15 protein-coding genes are annotated in these 17537 nt (G+C 46.4%); 8 read left to right on the top strand and 7 right to left on the bottom strand.

Features of this window, described 5'->3' with window-relative positions; genetic code table 11:
• Positions 1-94: 94 nt before the first annotated feature.
• Positions 95-652 (bottom strand): hypothetical protein, encoded by a 558-nt coding sequence (locus JOY44_RS19410; RefSeq protein ID WP_171575212.1) that lies wholly within the window; start codon positions 650-652, stop codon positions 95-97.
• Positions 653-803: 151 nt separating this feature from the next.
• Positions 804-1679: a hypothetical protein gene (locus tag JOY44_RS19405; protein WP_203032063.1), complete on the bottom strand. Its 876-nt coding sequence runs from the start codon at positions 1677-1679 to the stop codon at positions 804-806.
• 496 nt (positions 1680-2175) lie between these two features.
• Between JOY44_RS19405 and JOY44_RS19400 the strand changes: the two genes are divergently transcribed.
• A complete protein-coding gene (locus tag JOY44_RS19400; protein ID WP_171575210.1) occupies positions 2176-2976 on the top strand; it encodes an MORN repeat-containing protein in 801 nt (266 codons plus the stop codon).
• Positions 2977-2982: 6 nt separating this feature from the next.
• On the opposite strand, the gene JOY44_RS19395 is transcribed toward JOY44_RS19400, so the two are convergent.
• Together JOY44_RS19395 and JOY44_RS19390 are read right to left on the bottom strand one after the other, a co-directional pair.
• The gene (locus JOY44_RS19395) at positions 2983-8202 is read right to left on the bottom strand and encodes a caspase family protein (protein ID WP_171575209.1); all 5220 of its coding nucleotides are present in this window, start codon (positions 8200-8202) and stop codon (positions 2983-2985) included.
• Positions 8203-8776: 574 nt separating this feature from the next.
• Positions 8777-9592, bottom strand: a complete 816-nt coding sequence (locus JOY44_RS19390; RefSeq protein WP_197985578.1) for a TIGR00297 family protein — start codon at positions 9590-9592, stop codon at positions 8777-8779.
• A gap of 136 nt (positions 9593-9728) precedes the next feature.
• On the opposite strand from JOY44_RS19390, the gene JOY44_RS19385 reads away from it, so the two are divergent.
• On the top strand, positions 9729-10163 hold the full coding sequence (locus tag JOY44_RS19385) for a VOC family protein (RefSeq protein ID WP_171575208.1): 435 nt from the start codon (positions 9729-9731) through the stop codon (positions 10161-10163).
• A 6-nt stretch (positions 10164-10169) separates the two neighbouring features.
• Entirely contained in the window at positions 10170-10544 is a 375-nt protein-coding gene (locus JOY44_RS19380; protein WP_171575207.1) for a hypothetical protein, read from the top strand.
• Positions 10545-11131: 587 nt separating this feature from the next.
• On the opposite strand, the gene JOY44_RS19375 is transcribed toward JOY44_RS19380, so the two are convergent.
• Complete coding sequence (locus JOY44_RS19375) at positions 11132-11407, bottom strand: hypothetical protein (protein ID WP_203032062.1); 276 nt, start codon at positions 11405-11407, stop codon at positions 11132-11134.
• A gap of 352 nt (positions 11408-11759) precedes the next feature.
• Between JOY44_RS19375 and JOY44_RS19370 the strand changes: the two genes are divergently transcribed.
• From JOY44_RS19370 to JOY44_RS19360, 3 genes are all read left to right on the top strand, one after another.
• Complete coding sequence (locus JOY44_RS19370) at positions 11760-12383, top strand: L-threonylcarbamoyladenylate synthase (RefSeq protein WP_171575204.1); 624 nt, start codon at positions 11760-11762, stop codon at positions 12381-12383.
• 85 nt (positions 12384-12468) lie between these two features.
• The gene (locus JOY44_RS19365; protein ID WP_171575203.1) at positions 12469-13416 is read left to right on the top strand and encodes a sensor histidine kinase; all 948 of its coding nucleotides are present in this window, start codon (positions 12469-12471) and stop codon (positions 13414-13416) included.
• 58 nt (positions 13417-13474) lie between these two features.
• Positions 13475-14092 (top strand): thioredoxin family protein, encoded by a 618-nt coding sequence (locus JOY44_RS19360; RefSeq protein WP_171575202.1) that lies wholly within the window; start codon positions 13475-13477, stop codon positions 14090-14092.
• On the opposite strand, the gene JOY44_RS19355 is transcribed toward JOY44_RS19360, so the two are convergent.
• Positions 14089-15294: an AI-2E family transporter gene (locus JOY44_RS19355; protein WP_171575201.1), complete on the bottom strand. Its 1206-nt coding sequence runs from the start codon at positions 15292-15294 to the stop codon at positions 14089-14091. The genes JOY44_RS19360 and JOY44_RS19355 overlap by 4 nt on opposite strands.
• 287 nt (positions 15295-15581) lie before the next feature.
• Between JOY44_RS19355 and JOY44_RS32430 the strand changes: the two genes are divergently transcribed.
• A complete protein-coding gene (locus tag JOY44_RS32430; protein ID WP_171575200.1) occupies positions 15582-16439 on the top strand; it encodes a hypothetical protein in 858 nt (285 codons plus the stop codon).
• Between the two features lie 226 nt (positions 16440-16665).
• Positions 16666-16941 (top strand): hypothetical protein, encoded by a 276-nt coding sequence (locus JOY44_RS19345; protein ID WP_171575199.1) that lies wholly within the window; start codon positions 16666-16668, stop codon positions 16939-16941.
• A gap of 186 nt (positions 16942-17127) precedes the next feature.
• Here the strand turns inward: JOY44_RS19345 and JOY44_RS31530 are convergent, their stop codons facing one another.
• Positions 17128-17535 (bottom strand): glutathione S-transferase family protein, encoded by a 408-nt coding sequence (locus JOY44_RS31530; RefSeq protein ID WP_242541845.1) that lies wholly within the window; start codon positions 17533-17535, stop codon positions 17128-17130.
• Positions 17536-17537: the final 2 nt, after the last annotated feature.

The raw sequence follows: 17537 nt of genomic DNA, 5'->3' as shown, positions 1-17537 counted from the left end.
AACTCTCTCAATCCTGACATGATTGAGGCATCTATTGCCACACACAAACTGTAAGGAAGAATGCAAACTAGTTAACTATGATTTAAGGTGTGATTTAAAATTCAGCCTTCATAATCACAATTTTGTCTCCATTTGTTCGAGGAATCGCTGTAAAGGTCGTTTTTTCTCCGGCTTTTAGCGAATTTGCTTGGGTTCTAGCTGAACCACTGTAAACAGGCTTCCATTTCGTTTCAGACTCTCTTTCTAAAACGACGTAATTAATAGAAACTTCTCCAATCTGTTTACCTGTCTTGTTTCTAGCAAAACCGACTAAGACACCATCCTCATAATTGAGATCTGAAAACTCCAGAACACGCTTAGCACCAGATTCCACAGAAACTAGTTTTTTGCCCCCATTTGGCTTACCACTGCTAGGCATTGCTGAAGAGGATGCGTTTTTTTGGATCGGAGTTCCCATTTGAGTCGTCGCACTAGCACTATTGGTGCGCTGACTTGATTGGCAGACTCCGGTTAAATCTTTAACTCGTCCTGTCATTTGCTGTTGATAGCAGAAATAATCTAACTGCATTGGAATCGCCCCAACTGCATTAGATAAAGCCAGTGAAGCAACTGAAACCATTCCTCCAATAACCCAACATTGGATTTTTTGCATAGCTTCCATCCCCCTCTCAAATAACGTAATTAGATTTAGAGTGCCCGATTAATATCTGAGCGAACGCTTAAATCACATTTACTTGAGGGCAGCCCTATTGTCCGGATTGGATAACTCTGAAGCTATTTAGGAAGCTGGGAATCGAACATTTTCAAGACCGTAGTCGGTTTATTTGTTGACTCGCTTGATTTGCGGGGGCTGTGGATCTTTCACCCACACTTTTGGCAACTTCTACACCGTTCTCTTCCAGAATGACAACGGGAATAGAACCCGCACCCATTTCAATTCGTTTTATCAGCACTCTTCCACCAGAAATCCGCTGTCCAACACCAACATACCGACTTCCTGGGTCACCAGGCGCTATGACAATTGCCTGAGGAGAGTTGCCGACAAACACAACTCCCGTTATTTCGACAGCGCTTGCAGTGGTAGTTGAAGGTGGCACAGGAGCCGCAGGAGGAGGAGGAAGAACCGGAGGCACATTAAAGCCTAGTGGAGCGTCTTGAGCTTTTGGAAGGGTAGGATTCTCTCCTAAAGAGATAGGGGGAATTAAAGGTCCACTTGCGATCGGGCTATTTGCAGTCGGGCTATTTGCCCTGCTACTGGTTGGTCTTGCGGGTCGTGTTCCTGGTCTGGAAGCGCCTGTCTTGGGAACTGCTGCACCTGTTTTGGGAAGTTCTGCAATAGTGGGAACTGGTCGTGAAGGATTACTTGTCGGTCTGGGTAGTGCGGGAGGAAGGCCGACAAATGGGTTTTTAGTTGCGTTATTTCTGATTTCGGATTCAATCTGCTTTGCGCGTTCTTCAGCATTAGTGGGTTGAATCAGTCCTGCTACTGCGCGAGTGCTTTGCTTTTTTTGAACGACCAGCGGTTGAGCAGCAGGAGCAAGGGCAGTTTGAGGGATTGGAGTCGCAGCAGGAGTAGGGGATGGGGTGCTAGCCGTAGGGGTAGTAGTGTCTTCGGAGCTACAACCAGCGATCGCAACTGTCATTGCCCCAATCAATGCAACTAGTCTTTGCAAACCCATGATTTCATCCTCTAACTGCTTTAATTCCAAGATAACTCTAATCAGATTCATCTGTCGAAAATCATAAGTTTTGTCAGTAAGATTCTTCACTTTGGAAGTAGTAATCGTTTCTTAATTAGTGCCTTGCAAATAGGCTGCCGAGCAAAAAAGCATCCGTTTGCATCACATGACAAAAGACCTGAATCAGCTACTTATGAATAAGTTAGTGCTTATTTTTAGTAAAACTTAAGTTAGTTCTCCCACAAAGTAGTGTTTTGGTCGAGATGAGAGCCCTTGAAATAAATACTTCTTACGTTGATTTTGAGCGGCTCATATAAACAGCTTTCTGCTTTTAAGGAGAGTAATTTTTGCCAACTTGGGCAGAATGATTGCAGTTGAGAAGACAGTTTCGTATTCTTATTAAATAGACGGTTTGTGTTTGAAATGTTATTGGATAAATTAGCTAAACCCTTTTGATCTGGGCAAACTGTTCTTGACAAAATTTTGAGGAGGCAAAATGAGAAGTCGCTCGAACCTATATATTCACGCCTTTCATCATGGGATGACTTTAGCAGTAGTCAGTACTTTGCTTGGACTTAGCAGCGTTACGCCAGCGTATGCAAAGTATGGCTATCTCGAACTAAAAGATGCGGATGACAATACTTGGCGATGTGAAGGGCAATTTCAGGGAAATAGTGGTCAAGGTATTTGTGTTAATCAATCTAATAAAGATGTTGGCGCACCGTATAAGTACTATCGAGGACAAATTCGGAATAAAACCTTTGCTGGAAATGGCACGCTTGTTTATGAAACTGACGATCGCTATCAGGGGCAAATGAAAAATGGACGACCCAATGGTAGAGGAGTCTTTTTAGCAGTAGCTGATAATCGTCGCTATGAAGGAACTTTTCGGAATGGAGAGTTTCATGGTCGTGGCACTTACAGTTTTGCCAATGGAGATCGCTATGTTGGGCAATTTGCAGGCGGACAACCCCATGGAATTGGCAAATTTTCCTTCTTTAAAGAAGGAAGAACTGCCTACTCTTATAGTGGGCAGTTTTATTTAGGTGTGATTAACGGCAAAGGTGTTGTCACAAATGCCGACGGCACTACTTGTAACGGTGTTTTTTACAACAACACCTTGAGCGGAAAAGGCACCTGCTCCTTTCCGAAGGAAAGTACGTTCCAATCCTATACAGGTGAACTGTATAACGGTCGCCCTAATGGTCGCGGAACGGTCGTTTATGCCAATGGCAAGCGGTACACGGGTGAATTTCGCGAAGGAAAACCAGGGTTGTCAAAAGATGCTGGTAACTAATGCAAATTAGAATCCTTTTTTATCATCGCTAGCATGACTGATTGAATTGAGCGGCAAACTAGGACAAGCATTGGGAATAAGGCGCAAATAGCGTAGGCATTCTTCAGGTGTTAGCTGGCGCAAGCTGCGATCGCGGGCAAGTTCCAACAAGCTCTGCCAATGGACAGTCCATAACCGCAGCTTGCCATTCTCATTCAAAGTCGCAACATATTGTCCATCGGAGCTAAAAAAAGCACGCTTGATTGGGTCAGTTTTCTCCGTGGCTTTGAAAGGGCGTAGCAAACTTTTTTCGGTGCCAGTATTTACATCCCACAATCGCGCTGTACCATCTGCACTGGCGGTCACAAGAACCTGTCCATCGGGGCTGAAATTCGCATCTAGTACAGCTCCCCGATGACCTGCCATGATCACGCGCACCGTTCCAGTCTGAGAATCTAGCACTTGAGCCGTTCCATCCAAGCTAGTGATGGCAAGGCGCTGTCCATCAGGGCTGTACTGAACACTGGTAACCGCATCATTATGAGAAAAGGTCGTCAATAGGCTCCCTGTAGCGCTATCCCAAATGCGAATGGTGCGATCCCAACTCGCGCTGATAATCTGTTGCCCATCGGGGCTAAATTGGGCTTGCTCGATAAACCCTTTGTGTCCAGAGAGGCGATGGAGAAGTTTTCCAGTGGACACATTCCAAACTCGTACGGCTCGATCTGTTCCAGTTCCTACAAGTTTGAGTCCATCGGGGCTAAAGGCAAGTTGACGGACAACGCTAGAGCTACTGCTGTTGCTTTTTTTCGTTGAAGGTTGAGTGGTAGTAATGGGAGCCTGCAACGAGCGCCAAGGAGTAAGTGCTTGGTTTGTAGCGACTTGCAAAAGCTCAACAGTGCCCCTATCATCTGCGATCGCCAAGAGAGTATGATCCGCGTTGAAGGCTGTACTCGTAAGTTTGGCACCATTGGTGATTTGCTTAACTAGGTTCATGTTTGCAGGCGTTGATTTGATCATTGTCACAACGTGATTGAGAGGTTGCTGTGTGATTGAAGCACCTGGCAAAGATTGAATAGCGGGTGTCTCAGAAGACAAAGGTTGCCAACGTTTGTATAACTTACTGCCAAGGGCAAAAAATTCATTACCAACGTTGTTTATTACTTCCTGGAACGTTTTTTTGGCACAAGATGCAGAAAATCGAGTAGCACCTTTCGTCTGGCAAGTGTGGTTGTTAGGACTGGGTGAAAACGGCTGCTTGATCAGTTCCCACTGTTGCCAATTGCCGTTGGGGGAGATCGCGACCATGCCACTTGGCAAATCTTTCGCAGCCGTCTTCACCGGAGGGCGACTAGCTTGCAATGATGAATGAGCTGTAGAAGGTGTCTGAATGACAGATGGCTGGAAAGCCGACCATTGCATGGGTTCTGCCACGGTTTCCAGTGTGGGCAATTCTCCATCTATATCCACTGTCCAAAAGCGAACAGAGCCGTCGGCATTGGCGCTCATAATGGATGAACCATCCGAGCTAAACTGAACGACATTAATCGTGTGGGAACGTTCCTGAAACAGGCTAACTTCATGTCCTGTGGATAATTCGCGAATCGCAATAGTGGAAGATTCGCGATCGCTGGTTGAGGTGGAGATCGCAATCTGTTGATTGTTTGGGCTAAAGGCGATCGCCACTTTCTGCGGGTCCTTGCGGGTTAGGTCTGTTCTAACTGCCGTATGCCACTGCGATCCTGATTGAATTTGCCCTTGTCCTTGTCCCGATTTCAACCCCCACACTTGCACTTGACCGTTCGTTTTAACCGATGCCAGAGTTTGTCCGTTGGGGCTAAATGCAACTTGGGTGGTTGAGGATGGTTGAGCAAGATGGTTGTTATCTAGCAGCGATGAAGTCAGGGTTTGACGCAGCTTGTCTCTCTTCACTTGCCATAGTCGCGTGCCATCCTCGGCGGCGGTTGCAATCAGAGTGCCATCGGGTGAAAATACAGCCTGGTTTACTGTTGTTGCATGAGATAGCTGATACTTCTGCTGCCCTGTTTGTACTTGCCACAGAGTTGCCGTGGTACCGCTAGCAATTGCTAAAAATTTCCCATCGGGGCTGAAGTCGATACTGTGAACGTCGGCAGGTTGAAACAGGTTGAGATGAAGTTTGCCGCTACTGATTTGCCAAACGCGGAGGGAGCGATTTCCTTGAGAGATCCGCTTTGCGGAATCACGGGTAGCAACAGCTAGCCAATCACCATCGGGGCTGAGGGTTAGATGGGTGATCTCGCTTTGTCCATCTCCTAAGGTTTGCAATAGTTTGCCCGTTTCTGCTGACCAAATTTGAATACCGACTAGAGAACTGGTAACCAACTTGCCATCGCTGGTAAACGCGATCGTGCCTTTGACCATAGACGGCGATTCTTTATTATCTGCAATACCCGTGCTTGCAGGCTTGGGGACTTCAATCTGCCAGACCTGTTCAACCGTTTGCGTTTTAAGCGCCCATAGGCGAACAGTACCCACAGCATCTAAAGTGGCGAGGATCTGTTGGTTTGGGCTAACAGCGATTTGCTGGATGGAATATTTGTCTGCTTGCAAGATTGCTTGAAGTCGAAGCTTTTGCAAAGCGGCTCTCAGGCTAGCTTCTGCTTCGTAGGTATGCCCCCGTTCTGCTGCCAAGCGACTAATTAGCAGGGCAGGTGTTGGGTCACTGTCTGGTTCTTGCAAAATAGATTGGGCGATCGCCGACCACTGCCGCGAGGTTGCCACCTGTAGTTGATAATCCTTCTCTTTTTCGTTGGTTAACGCCACGCGATATTGATTAAATGTCACTCCTAATGCCATTAATAAGGCGCAAGGAATCGTGATTTGGAGTAAACGCATCTCTCGATGCGATCGATAACTTTCCTCTCGACTAATCGACACATATCGCTGCGCTAACGACGACAGTTCGTGGGGATAAACATTCAAAAAATCTTCTGCATCAACTAGATGACTGCCCTGCAACAAATATTCAAGCGATCTTGACTGCTGCGTGCCATACCATTCCCGTGCTGTGCGCTCAATTCGACGCTGACGACGCAGCATTTCTCGGTTCTCATCCAACCAGGTTCGTAACAATGACCAATTGCGAATCAGTGCTTCATGGGCAATATCTACGGTCTCTTGGCAAGTTTCTCCGGGCAGAAGTTCCAACGTTTCTAAATCTGAAACATGGGATAGACGCTCCACATTGAGTGTGCAGCCAGCTTGAAATGAATGGGATTCAGTAGCATTTTCGTCTCGGAGAGCATGGCTTGGCACAACTTGGCGTGGTTTACTGCGTAACACCTGGGCAATTCGTAGCGCTGTTGAAACATTGGCAAGCCGCTGGTCAATTTGCTGTTGATAACCATTAGTCGGCACCACTTGATTTGTGACGACTAATTTAGAGATTACTAACTTTTCCAACACTCCTTCCACCAGCTCGGTGGAGAAGTGGGAACTGACTAATTCTGATTTGAGTACGCGCCGTCGTGTATCTTCTGTTCCTTCACCTAACTGAGTTAAGGCAATAAAAATTCGTCTTGCAACCTGCTGTTCTTCAGCAGTGAAACTGTAAAAAATCTCATCTGCACGTTTTTGTAATGTGCCTCTCACGCCCCCTAGCTCGGTGTAAGCATCTAACGTGAGTCGAGATGCTCCTCCATCTGGATTTTGCCATCGTCGATGCCATAGTTCTAGCAGTGTGTATTGCAGCAGGGGAAGTTCACCTGGTGCGCCCACAATATCTAGCAACATGTTGTAAACCAAGTTAGGGTCACACTGAAGCCCAACTTTCTCGGCAGGTTTGAGAATGGATGCTTTGATCTGGTCGTAGCTGAGCGGGGTAACCATGACTAGATTGTGTTCAATTTGCTCTGCTAGCCCTTGGTACTGGGCACATTTGCTGAAAAAGTCTGCTCGTAGTGCAATGACCACACTAAACTGATTGTCTGTATCTTTTAGTGCTGTAAGTAGACAGTTAAACAGGCGGTGTCGATCGCGATCGGCATGGGCACCCTGGCAAAGCGTAAAGACTTCTTCAAACTGGTCGATAATCAGCACAAACCGCGCATTTTTAGTCGGTGCCGACACCAGGCTCGCTTTAACCAGTTGAGTCAATCCTGCCCCGTCTTGCAAAATCATCTCTGCTCGACGGAGCTGTTCCGCCCGATCAATCACAGTCTCCGCTGGATTGATAAACGCATTTGCCAAACTTTTGAACGGCTGCTCTGTCGGCGTAATCAAACGAATTTGCCAATGATTGCTGCCAGAGAGAGTTTGCCCTCGCTGTAACTTATGCACCAAGCCAGCCCTGACTAACGAAGACTTCCCACTGCCGGAAGCGCCGACTACAGCGAGAAAGTTTCCAGTACGCAGCTTGTTTAACAGTTCGTCGGTCAGAGGTTCTCGACCAAAAAAATATTCAGCATGTCCTTCTTGAAAGGGTTCTAAACCCCGATAGGGACAAATTTCAGGCGAGGGGGAAGATTGAATTGTTGTCAGCGACTCTTGACAGCGAGTCAAAATAATTTCACTGCCGGAATTTTCAAACAAGGGCTGTTGAGATTCGCCTTTGAGTGTTGTGCTGACCCAATCCGTTAGAGCATAGTTTGTAATTGTGCCGCTGGTTAACCTTCGTGGGTCAAGTCCTTCTAAAAGGGCTTTGGTAAAAACGCTGTACTCGCCTGTGAGCGATTCGTAGGCGGCTTCATAATCCCGCGAGGCTGCCATGAACAGGCGATCGGTGCCTGATTTGGCACCCGGATCGGCTTCCAAAAAGTTAAGTATTTCACCGCTATGGCAGCAATCCAGCAGCACTATCCGTTGGCGCACAGGGCTTTCTTGCAATAAACGACGCAGCCAAAATAGGGAAAGCCCATGAAAATTGGCGTTGGGGTTAGCATCGCTTGTTGCTAGGTAGCCTTCTCGAATGCCTGCTTCCTTTTGTAAGCCATGTCCAGAAAAATAAAACAGGGCGGTTTGAGAAATGTTGTTACCTTTTGGCTTAAAAAGTTTAACGAGTGCCGTTTCGAGTTCGGTTAAAGTAACAAGAGTTTTTGTGCCAATTCTCAGTTTTTCAGCTTGCACAATTTCTGGTAAACGAGCAACTCGAAAATCTCCATAAGTTTCAATCTGTTGCGCGATCGCCTCTGCGTCATGGGCGGGTGCATTTAAGCTCGGCAAAAATTGATAGCTACTCACCCCAACAATCAGGGCATCTCGTGACATTTCAAATTACTCCTAAGAACTCTTTAAAAAGCAATGATTTGCCAAATCATCTGAGTAGCCAGGTGAAATTAAACAGAAGACTCTCATCCGCATCCTTCTTCCCAGAAAGAAGAAATATTCAAAGTACTTCTCCTAAAGAAAAGAGATTTAGGATGAGGATAGATTTGCGGCATCCTACATTTAATTAGATCTGTCTACTTAATGAGTTTTTGAATGGAAAAGACTCACATCAGTTTTGGCGAAAACTGAACAGGAAAAGAATTACACACAACTTAACCTAATCACTATTTCGTTAACTGTAAAAGGGGGCTAGACCCTCTATTGAAAGACCTTCATGATTTTTTTTCTTAAAATATGGTTTTATAAACACTAATTTAAAGTAGACGAAATTCTGCCTGTAGACCATTTAGCGAAATTAAAAATAGCTATTAACTAATAACAATCGTGGCTAATATGAGTTGTCGAGAGGAGTGATTTATTGTAGATAAATGGCAGTCAAAACCTTAAAAGTGGGCATGAATCGCTCACAAGTTCAAAGATAAATGATTAATAATTTGTTGTGCAGAATTGGAGTTTACAGCACCAAAAAAACAAATTTCATGACGAGCGCGATCGCAATTGCAGCCGCTGCTCCAATCAAAGTATTTACCACATTCACTAATTCATTACTCAGCCACTCAATCTGAGTTTGTAGGGTTGCGCCAATCACGCTTTCCATAGTGGTGGCAATGAATGCTGCAATGATGCAAATGACGATTCCAGCAGGTGTGATGAAACCTACAGCCCAACCAACAACAGCGATCGCCACAGAAGCGACGATGCCTGCTATAGTTCCTTCTAAGCTAACCGCGCCCTCAGTACCGCGGGGAACCGGTTGTAAGGTCGTAATTAAAAATGTGCGTTGACCATAAGCCTTACCAATTTCACTTGCACAAGTATCTGCTAGCTTTGTGCTAAAACTTGCCACATATCCCAGCGTCAACAGCGGCACAATCAAAGAAGTAGTTGGACTCGGCGAGAAAAAGCCAATATAAAACCAAATGCCTACCGCACACAGAGCCGCTGTAAAGGCTGAGCCCCAGACGTTTTCCGGTCCCCGTGCGCCGGAGCGCTTTTCTGCAATGCCTTCGGCTTCTTTCTGGGCACTACCAATTTTTGTCACCGCTGAGCCCATCAAAAAATAGAACATGACTACCGTATAGCCCTGCCAGCCTAAACAGCCCCAGACCAAGATGCCCAAAGCCCAAGCATGAATTAAGCCTGGAGTAGTCAACAGTTTTTTGGGCACAATCCAGGCGATCGCGGCCAAAACAGTATTCAACGCAACCGCAATCATCCAGCTATTAAGAGACGGTGTAGCGTAGAGAAAATCAAGATTCGCATTAACCATGGTTTTGCATTTGCGAATAACGACAATATCTTTAACTTTAAGTGCAGAGTGCGAAGTTTAAAGTTCAAGCAGCATTTGTCTTTCATAGCCTAAGCCTTTATGCCAGCAGCTAAGCCCTCCACCCATTCACTCTTTTATGGCTCACTCTCTTTTCCATCTTGCCTTTCCAGTTAGTAATATCCCTGACACCAAGCGGTTTTATGCCGATGGCTTGGGGTGTCAAGTCGGGCGAGAAAATGCAGCGTCACTTATTTTAAATCTCCGTGGAAATCAATTGGTTGCCCATGTGACCAGAGAGACGCTCACCCCGCAGCAGGGGGTCTATCCACGCCACTTTGGGCTAATTTTCACCGACGAAGCAGAGTGGCGATCGCTATTAGAGCGAGCTGAGCAACAGCAACTTCATTTCTACCAATCCTCTAAATGCCGCTTTTTAGGCACAGCGTTAGAGCACTCTACCTTCTTTCTAGAAGACCCATTTTTCAATCTACTGGAATTTAAGTACTATCGACATTTTGAGGCAATTTTTGGAGAGAAAGCATTTGTTCAAATTGGAGATGTGGAGTCTTAAAGCGGTATGGCAAACGTAAGCGGAAGCTGGCTTGGAACTTATTGGCAGAATGCAAACCCTACTCGGTTTGAGGTAACGTTTGTGCAGGCAGGGAACACGATTAGTGGCAGTATTTTGGATGATAGCCCCCTATTAGGAGAAGCACAGGCAGCGGGTGAAGTGATTGGGCGAACCATCCAATTTACTAAACAATATTTGACTACATCAATCTATCCCATCAACTATTCGGGACTGATTGCTGAAGATGAAAATTCGATGCAGGGTAGCTGGACTATTCAAGGACTTGAATCGGGCAATTGGGAAGCTCATCGTAGTGGTGATGATTTAATTGCTGAGCTACAAAATCGACGGTTAGAAGCTATTCCTTTGGGGAACCGTTAAAGACACGGCAGAATGCAGTTTCAAGCAAAGAAATTTTCAGAAAAACTCAACGCGACAAATAACCTGCCAAATGACTTGACCAGCCTTTGAGTGCTAGGACAATAAGGCCCTTGATAATTGAAATGAATTTTGGTGAAGAAATGTAGATAAATCTTGCTTGTGTTCCCACTAAACTCTCATAATTAGTCACATATCCATTGGCGGCGATCGCTGACGTGTTGCGCGTTTGAGTGATTGGTGGCAATGCGAGATATATTGCTCTAGCGGCAGTTTAAGCAGGCAATTTTTAGGTTGTCGCAGTCAAGTGATTGCTACTTAGTTGAATGTCTAAGAGAATTTTTTGGCTAATTTAGCGATCGCTTCTAATCCCACAAGTTTTGTAATAGTTTTTACATTCGCCTCACAGCGTCAGAAACGTCAGGAGCAATTTTCATGAGCGGCATTATCAATCTCATTAAAAGCTTAGTTGGTGGCATTTTTAGTTTTCTTGGCGGATTTTTTAGCAAGAAAGCACCAGCAGTAGAAGGTGTATCTAATTCACCCTCTAAAAAAGGTAAATCAGGATACTTTTTAGAATTTGATGACTCTCAGTCGGCTAAACCCGCAGTCGCAAATGCTGCATCCGCAAAAACAACAGCAGCGATCGTAGAGTCTGGAAATGGAAAGGCACCGACCCAAACCAAAAAGTCTACAGGTAAGGAAAACCTAGCATCGGCAAAAGCTTCCAATGGCACGCCTGCTTCCACCACTGCTACAAAAGCGCCCGCTACAGTAGTAGCGGCTCCAGCTTCTGAAGTCGGATTTGCTACAAAATATCCCATCCCAATGAGCAGCGGCGGTCGCCGTCTTCCTGGCGCTAACATGAATTCTTACCTTGATATGGCGCGTCAGATGAAATAGGCTTTGTCATTTAGACAGAATTTAACCTTATAGAGGCTTGGCAGTGCCAAGCCTTTTTTGATGACTTCTAAACACGTAGAAATCAAAGACAATCAAAAGTTGGAACAATCAGGCAGATAATTGCCTCTAAAATGATCATGGTTTAGCATGAGCCTGTCTACTTACAAATTTGATTTCCAGGATTCTTAACGTAGGTTTCCTTATAAAGAAAACCAAAGCTACAAAGACCCTAAAGAGAACTAGCTGAATATTTGTTGAAGAGAAAATATAGAAAGTACGACATCTTAAAACAAAACTCAAAACTTATCCATTCTCATGCCCCAAGTTTCTTTAGATGAATTAACGACTAAGGTTTCCGATGGTTCGCATTTAGCCAGTTTTCCAACGGATACGGTGCCAGCTTTGGTGACTCGTCCTGATCAGGCAGCGCTAATTTTCACTGCAAAACAACGTAGTTTTGACAAGCCACTCATTCTAATGGCAGCGGCTGTTATAGATCTTTGGGATTATGTGAGAGGAAGTGCGGCAGAGTGGCATCAGTGGGAATTAGTTGTCAATCAGTATCTGCCGGGGGCATTAACTTTGGTGCTACCGGCTAGCGATCGCGTACCCTTTATCATGAATTCTCATGATCCTACGACAATTGGCGTGCGCGTACCCAATCATGCGATCGCTCAGGCGATTCTGACGCAGACAGGTCCTCTTGCAACCACTAGCGCTAATTTTTCTGGGCAGCCACCGCTGCAATTAATGACCGAGATCGAAGCGCAATTTCCGACCGCGCTAACCCTATCACCCGATGAGATTCAGCAGATTGAAGGAACGCAGCCCCCTACTGTTTCGGGTGTTCCATCTACCGTTATTCGCTGGCGTGATATGGGATGGGAAATTTTGCGGCAGGGAGCTATTGACTTACATAGCAGTAGCCACAAAGATTAGGGCAGGTGGTAGGCACTAATCTTAGATGCAGGCTATTTCCATCCTTATCATTTGTCATATCAGGTTGTAACTGAGAGAAAATTTGATGGATTTCGGATGGCTAATGATTGGGCTTTTGGGTGGGTTAATAGTAGGCTGGCGAATCCGCCATTCGGCTCCATTATCCTCTTCTCACTTAACAGCGGTAGTCCCCGACCTGAGTAGTCAAAAGCTCTCTCTTGCCCAAGAGGAAGATCCATCGCAGCAATCGCTTCAACTGGCTTACGACATGGCAGTAGAGATGAGCCGTTTGAAGGGAGGTTTTTTAGCGCGAACCTCACACGAACTGCGATCGCCCATGAGCGGATTGATTGGAATGCATCAGTTGATTTTGGCAGACTTGTGCGATAGCCCAGAGGAAGAACGAGACTTTATTAAACAAGCAAATGAAGCGGCACTACGCATGGTAAAAGTGCTGGACGATGTGATTGATGTTGCCAAAGTGGAACACGGCGTAAGCGAACTGACTCTTCAACCTGTGCAACTCAACATGCTGCTGCTGAATTTATACACAGCGACCCATTTGCAAGCACAAAATCGAAACTTACAGCTGCATGTTTCAGCGGTGAACGAAGCGCTGTATTGCATAGCTGATCCCCGTCGGTTGCAGCAAGCGCTCATCCATTTAGTGGATAGCGCGATCGCAAATTTGGAGGAGGGCACCATTACAGTGCTGCTGGGTGCAGTAGATTCAGCCTCGATTCAACTTTGGATAGACCAGCCGCTACCAGTAAATGTGTGGAATCAACCGATTGAATTCCTTCCGCCTGCGATCGCGCCGCTGGAGTCAGTTTTGGAAAATTCTCTAGAGAAAGCCGCGATCGTGCAGCAGACAAACACGCCCTCCCCTTCCCCTAGCTTTGTGCGACTGCTAGCCGAAAAACTCTTGGTTTCAATGGGCGGCAGCTTGGAGATCCTACTGATGCAAGATTCTCCTTCGCTCGATCAAACCCGGATTCAATGCACCATTCCTTTGGCAACGGGACAACGTTGAGACTCGCTGTCTAAGACAACAGTACACTGGAGAAAAGTTGTCTTTTTAGAGATTTGGTATGACTGGGAATTCTTCTAACTCTGCACCCGATGCTCCAAAACTTTCTACCAGTCCAGCATCCGAAGTGACTTCGGCAACCCGTCTCCGAAATTTTGTGCTTGCTCTAGTAGCGATCGCCCTCAGCGTCTCTATTTTTCTGGGCTTCAAAACTGAAACTGCACCCGGAATGCTGAGCGCCATGGCTGAGTCAGCGATTCCATTAGAGACGGCTCTGAGTAACGGCAAGCCAACGCTGATGGAGTTTTATGCCAACTGGTGTACAAGCTGTCAAGCAATGGCAACCGATTTGCAAGCCTTGAAGCTGCAGTATGGCGATCACCTCAACTTTGTCATGCTTAACGTAGACAACAATAAATGGTTGCCGGAAGTACTGAAGTACCGGGTGGACGGCATTCCTCATTTCGTCTTTCTGAATGACGAAGGCAATAAAGTTGCGGAGGCAATTGGAGAACAACCGCGATCGATAATGGAAGCAAACCTGGTTGCTCTTGCAGAAAATGTTTCGCTACCCTATGCCCAACCTTCAGGACAAACCTCTGCATATTCTGCACCGATTTCTCCGGATAAAGCTAGCAAAACTGATCCTCGTAGCCATAGCAGCCAGGTTGTAAATTAAACTTCACCAGGCACTTTCTCTTTCGTCGCGTCAACTAATTCATCAGGTGCAATGCGAGATTCTATCGCGGTGGGACGGTGGGTTGGTTCATTGCTGAGCAATGGATCACCTTTACGAGTCATGCGAATTGATTCCAACGCTTCTTTAATCAAAACGGCCGTTGGCACCGCCACCACGACTCCCAACAATCCACCGACCCGCGCGCCTGTCAAAATTGACACAAACACCCAAAAGGGATTTAGCCCCGTTACACTGCCTAGCACCTTAGGCGCAATCCCGTTTTCTACAATTTGCTGAATAATCAACGCCACTGACAGCACTTGAAACGCCATGCCAATGTCCCGCAGTCCCACGAGCAGCGTAACTAAGGCAATACCGGCGGAACCGCCAAAAGGCACTAGCGCCATTAAGCCAATTGTTAAGCCAAACAGCAGACCGAAGGGTACTTTTAGCACCAGGAAAATGGAAATCAATCCTACTGCCATGCAGGTAGAGGAAATAATTTGCCCTAAGAAGTAGTTTTGAAAACTTAACCGCAAGGTTCTAGAAAAAGGCTGCTGAATTCGTGCTGGCAGCCAGCCAACAATATTTTTCCATACTTCATCGCCATGCTGGAGGAGATAGAACGTAGAGATAACGGTTAGCAAAACGTCGATCAGTTTGGCAACCGTAAACACTGCCAGATCGAGGGTCAGATTAAGCGCACTGCCTGCAATGCCTTGAAGTTGGCTTTTGAGGCGATCGTTGAGCTGCAAAATTAATCCATCCAGGCTGACAGGCAACCCCACAGTGCTGAGCCGATCATCCAGCATCACTAGCTGACGCTGCCCTGAGTCAAACCATTCGGGCAAGCGAGTCACAAGCTGCTGGGCCTGAGCGATCGCCAATGGCAAGAGCGTTACGCCCAGCACACCTAATACCAATAACGCTAACAAAAACACAATAATCGCCGCTTGAGTCCGCTGCACTCCTTTTTCTTGCAGCCAATAAACGGGGTAGTTCAAGATAAAAGCAACGAGGGATGCCACGATTAGCACCACCATCAAGGACTGAAAGTAGCTAAAAATAGACGAAAATGCCCAAGCATTTAACACAGAAAGCGGTGCCGCTAGGGCGATCGCCAACATCCGCGACATCGGTGTCAGCGAATCCCACCAGCTTAGTAGGCGACTTTTTGATTTCGGTAAACCAGAACTAACCATTCATTGGCTCTCGAATTTATTAAGCAATGCTAATGGCTATTATGCGGAAACATGATCCCCAATAGCATCTAACTGAATAGTGATTTAAGAAAAAGAAAAAAATTGAGTGCGAGGTGCGGAGTTTAAAGGGTGTTTCTCATGGAAATTCTTTAGCTGACTTTTGTAAACTCTACCTCACTTTCGTAAAGCTAAGGTCAAGAGCGTCGTTAATAGGGAACCTTATAAACATGTAAGAAGTGTAGAGATTAGACGACTGCACATTGACCTAATTAGGAGAATGAAAATTTATGCTGTATTCACCTGCGTCTCTGGGTAAGCGACTATTGGCTATAGCCAGTCTTGCTCTGCTAACGGCAATTCCTGCTACTGCAAATGCATTGACCCTAACGTCTCAAACAAACCAAACCAATGAAGCCTCTATCAGCCAGAGTGCTAGCACTCAGCAGTGGTTGATGGCAGATAAAGATGATGACGATGACAAGAAAGGGCGGAATAAAGATCGCGGACGGGGGCGCGATGACGATGATGACGATCGGAGGGAAGTTCGGGTTGACTTGAACCGAGCTAAAAATCTTGCTCGTCAAGCCGCAGAATCAGCTAATGGCGGCATTCGAGTCTATCGTGCCGAGAACTCTATGCACGGACCTGCCAGCCAATGCCCTTATGTAGATAATGGTGATTCCTGGACATTTACCTTTCTCGGAGGTCGCCCAGGCGTAACAACTAGGACGATCGAAAGTGTGGTTACGGTTTACAAAACCAGCCCCAGAGTGGTGGTTGCCTATAACGGTGCTGTTCGTAGTGTTCAGCAAACGCGGGTTCAAAGCTTTACCAGCAGTCAGCGCACGGTGCTGGTTGATTTGATGCGTGGAAACTGTAGTAACTGCAACTATCTGGTGAGCAATTCACTCCGCACGCAGATTGTTAACCAAGGGCGATCGCTACCCCCCGGAATCCAAAAGCAACTGTTGCGCGGTAAGGGTTTACCTCCTGGCATTGCCAAGAAACTAGTGCCACTGCCTAAGCAAGTCAATACCTATATTAATCTACCGAGCTATTACGACCTCGTTGTAGTGGGTTCTAATATCGTGTTAATTGATCAAGTAAACACGGTTGTAGTGGATTATATTTCCTACATTCTGTAATTCTCTTGCACTAAAGGCGATGTGGGAGAGGTTAATTCTCGACCTGACTTTATCTAAAAAATCGAAGCGCTGCATCGTGTTTACAAGTCAATCTAAAAGGCTCCCCAGAGGGGTAATAACACTGGGGAGTCTGAAATTATGTGAGTGGATCGGCTGTGCTGAGTATACTGGACTGACTCTTTGACCAATCTGGTTTAGCTACTACACTAACTTAGATAAATTTCCTATGACTAATCCTGGAAGCCCGCCTGAATCACCGAAGAAAGGATTTAAGCTCACCTTGATGCAAGGAGTAATTGGGGCCGCCTCTTTAGCTGGAACGACAGCAATCCCCCTTCTCGTTCAGCGCACTCTCACTTCGCCCCTTCCTACTCCTATTCCGGTTCAAAGTACTTCTGCTGAGATAAAGCCTGCTCAACTATCTCCAGCAAGTGCTTCACCTGAAAGCCTAGAGGATGACAACAATGGAAAAGGTAGAAAAAAGGGCAAGAAGCACGATTAATTAAACAATCTGATTAATTGCCCTTCACTTCCATAGATTCTGATCCACTATTCAAACCCCAAACTCATCACCTCTACTCTCTCCCGGCGCTTCTCGAATTAGCGCCACCATGCGATCAGCGAGATCAAGAACCGTCTAAAACTGGCACTAGTGTCAGTTTTAGACGGTTCTCGCTCGTTCTCGACTTCAGCCTGCCATCAGCTTTGCGATCGCCGGACGTTCACCACAGCGCTGTAGCCACTCCATAACGTTAGGAAACGCCGTCAGATCGACTTCCATTGAGCCAATCCAACCGACGATACCTTGCAGGTGCGTGTCCGCAAGGCTGTAGTCGTCGAGCAAGAACGATTTTCCCTCCAGTCCACCGTCAAGAATTTTGAGGCAGACAGCTAGGTCTGCTTTTGCCTTCTCCACTGCGATCTCGCTGCGCTGATCGGGGGGCACCCAGTCTAACGAATTGGACTCGACTGCTCCTTCAGTATTACTCGGCAGCGACGCGGACAATCGACCCGCTGCTTCGGCGAGCGTGACGTTGCCCCAAGCGATCCACTTCATTGCTTCGCCGCGCTTTGGTCCCGGCGCGGGGTAAAGCATAG

Origin of the sequence: Leptolyngbya sp. Cla-17, assembly GCF_016807185.1 — a bacterium.
In the GTDB taxonomy this organism is placed as follows: Bacteria; Cyanobacteriota; Cyanobacteriia; order Leptolyngbyales; family Leptolyngbyaceae; genus ULC077BIN1.
This window is presented reverse-complemented; position numbering and strand designations above follow the sequence as displayed.